Raw genomic sequence first — 3,184 nt, forward strand, 5'->3', positions numbered from 1 at the left:
TAAACGTTCATTGACATATTGAGAATAAAGAGCAAAAAATATAGAGTAACAACTAAAAGAGTTATCGTTGCTTTTGTTTTAGGATTAATTTTTTAAGACAGAGGCATATAATTAATGAGTATAAACTTATTAAGGGCGTATGGTGGATGCCTAGGCTCTCAGAGGCGAAGAAGGACGTGATAAGCTGCGATAAGCTGTGGGTATTGGCACATACAATATGATCCGCAGATTTCCGAATGGGGCAACCCGTTATGTTGAAGACATAACACCCGTCTTAGACGGGGGCGAACCTGCTGAACTGAAACATCTAAGTAAGCAGAGGAGAAGAAAACAATAGTGATTCTGTAAGTAGTGGCGAGCGAACGCAGAATAGCCCAAACCATTGATGTTACGGCATTAATGGGGTTGTAGGACCACGTGATTTGTTTTTATATTGAACTGGAATAATTTGGAAAGATTAACCGTAGATAGTGATAGTCTAGTACAGGAAAGATATATAAATGATAGTGGTATCCTGAGTAGCGCGGGGCACGAGAAACCTTGTGTGAATCAGCCGGGACCATCCGGTAAGGCTAAATACTACTGAGAGACCGATAGTGAACTAGTACCGTGAGGGAAAGGTGAAAAGGACCTTGAATAAAGGAGTGAAATAGACCCTGAAACCATACGCTTACAAGCGGTCGGAGTCCGTAAGGATGACGGCGTGCCTTTTGCATAATGAGCCTACGAGTTATCGTAATTAGCGAGGTTAATCAACTAGAGTTGAGGAGCCGTAACGAAAGTGAGTCTGAATAGGGCGCTATAGTTAGTTGCGATAGACGCGAAACCGTGTGATCTACCCTTGGGCAGGTTGAAGCTCCGGTAAAACGGAGTGGAGGACCGAACCCGTAAACGTTGAAAAGTTTTGGGATGACCTGAGGGTGGGGGTGAAAGGCCAATCAAACTCGGAAATAGCTCGTACTCCCCGAAATGCATTTAGGTGCAGCATTGCAATAGTTTTATAGAGGTAGAGCTACTGATTGGATGCGGGGGCTTCACCGCCTACCAATTCCTGACAAACTCCGAATGCTATAAAATGTTTTGCAGTAGTGAGGGCATGGGTGCTAAGGTCCATGTCCGAGAGGGAAAGAACCCAGACCATCAGCTAAGGTCCCTAAATATATGCTAAGTTGACCAAACGAGGTTGAACTGCTTAGACAGCTAGGATGTTGGCTTGGAAGCAGCCATTCATTTAAAGAGTGCGTAACAGCTCACTAGTCGAGCGGTTTGGCATGGATAATAATCGGGCATAAGCATATTACCGAAGCTATGGATTCTGTACTTTAGTATAGAGTGGTAGGGGAGCATTGTAATTTGGGTAGAAGGTGAACTGTGAGGTTTGCTGGACTAATTACAAAAGAAAATGTAGGCATAAGTAACGATAATGCGGGCGAGAAACCCGCACACCGAAAGACCAAGGATTCCTCAGCTATGCTAATCAGCTGAGGGTTAGTCGGGACCTAAGGCGAACCCGAAGGGGGTAGTCGATGGACAAGCAGTTAATATTCTGCTACTTGCTTTAAGCTAAAAGAGACGGAGAAGGAAATCTAATGCGTACTGACGGAATAGTACGTTGAACCATTTGTAAGGATGGGATAGTACACCAAAGCTACGGTGGCGGTGATAATTTAGAGGCCGTTCTTCCAAGAAAATCGATTAAAGCAACCCGTACCGTAAACCGACACAGGTAGTTGGGAAGAGAATTCTAAGGTGCTCGAGAGATTCATGGCTAAGGAACTAGGCAAAATGGGCCCGTAACTTCGGGAGAAGGGTCGCCAGTGTAATAGCTGGCCGCAGTGAATAGGTCCAGGCGACTGTTTATCAAAAACACAGGACTCTGCAAAATTGAAAGATGACGTATAGGGTCTGACACCTGCCCGGTGCCGGAAGGTTAAGAGGAGATGTTATCTTCGGAGAAGCATTGAATTGAAGCCCCGGTAAACGGCGGCCGTAACTATAACGGTCCTAAGGTAGCGAAATTCCTTGTCGGGTAAGTTCCGACCTGCACGAATGGTGTAACGATCTGGACACTGTCTCGGCCATGACCTCGGTGAAATTGTAGTATCGGTGAAGATGCCGATTACCCGCTGTGGGACGAAAAGACCCCGTGAACCTTTACTATACTTTAGTATTGACTTTGGATAAGTGATGTGTAGGATAGGTGGGAGACATTGAAGCTGCATCGCCAGGTGTGGTGGAGTCATTGTTGAAATACCACCCTTTACTTGTTTGAAGCCTAATCCCGCAGAAGTGGGTGACATTACTAGACGGGTAGTTTGACTGGGGTGGTCGCCTCCAAAAGAGTAACGGAGGCTTCTAAAGGTTCCCTCAGCACGCTTGGTAACCGTGCGTAGAGTGCAATGGCAAAAGGGAGCTTGACTGAGAGACATACAGGTCGATCAGGTACGAAAGTAGAGCATAGTGATCCGGTGGTTCCGCATGGAAGGGCCATCGCTCAAAGGATAAAAGGTACTCCGGGGATAACAGGCTGATCTCCCCCAAGAGCTCACATCGACGGGGGGGTTTGGCACCTCGATGTCGGCTCGTCACATCCTGGGGCTGGAGAAGGTCCCAAGGGTTGGGCTGTTCGCCCATTAAAGTGGCACGCGAGCTGGGTTCAGAACGTCGTGAGACAGTTCGGTCTCTATCTACAGTGGGCGCAAGAAATTTGAGTGGATCTGACTCTAGTACGAGAGGACCGAGTTGGACAAACCTCTAGTGTATCTGTTGTTCCGCCAGGAGCATTGCAGAGTAGCTACGTTTGGAAGGGATAAGCGCTGAAAGCATATAAGCGCGAAACCCACCACAAGATGAGATTTCTTTAAAGGGTCGTGGGAGACTACCACGTTGATAGGCTATAGGTGTAAAGGCAGTAATGTCATAGCCAAGTAGTACTAATCACCCGTATAGTTTATATCAGAAGTAATTTTTTTAGTCAAACTTTTATTTTTTGCTCCCAAGTTCTCAATATGTTAACTTATTAGGTTGATTATATGTGATATAACAACAAAGATTTAAGGTGGTTATAGCAACGAGGCTCACCTCTTCCCTTTCCGAACAGAGAAGTTAAGCTCGTTTGCGCCGATGGTACTGCGATTTAGTGGGAGAGTAGGTCGCCGCCTTCTTTTATACAAAACCCTAACTA

General features: G+C 46.0%; 2 rRNA genes. Both read left to right on the forward strand.

Annotated features, from left to right (window positions below):
• Positions 1–119: 119 nt before the first annotated feature.
• Positions 120–2,957 (forward strand): 23S ribosomal RNA (locus G7034_RS09090).
• A gap of 97 nt (positions 2,958–3,054) precedes the next feature.
• A 5S ribosomal RNA gene (rrf, locus tag G7034_RS09095) occupies positions 3,055–3,164 on the forward strand.
• The last annotated feature ends 20 nt before the right edge of the window (positions 3,165–3,184 follow it).

The organism is Psychroflexus maritimus, from assembly GCF_011089875.1.
In the GTDB taxonomy this organism is placed as follows: domain Bacteria; phylum Bacteroidota; class Bacteroidia; order Flavobacteriales; family Flavobacteriaceae; genus Psychroflexus; species Psychroflexus maritimus.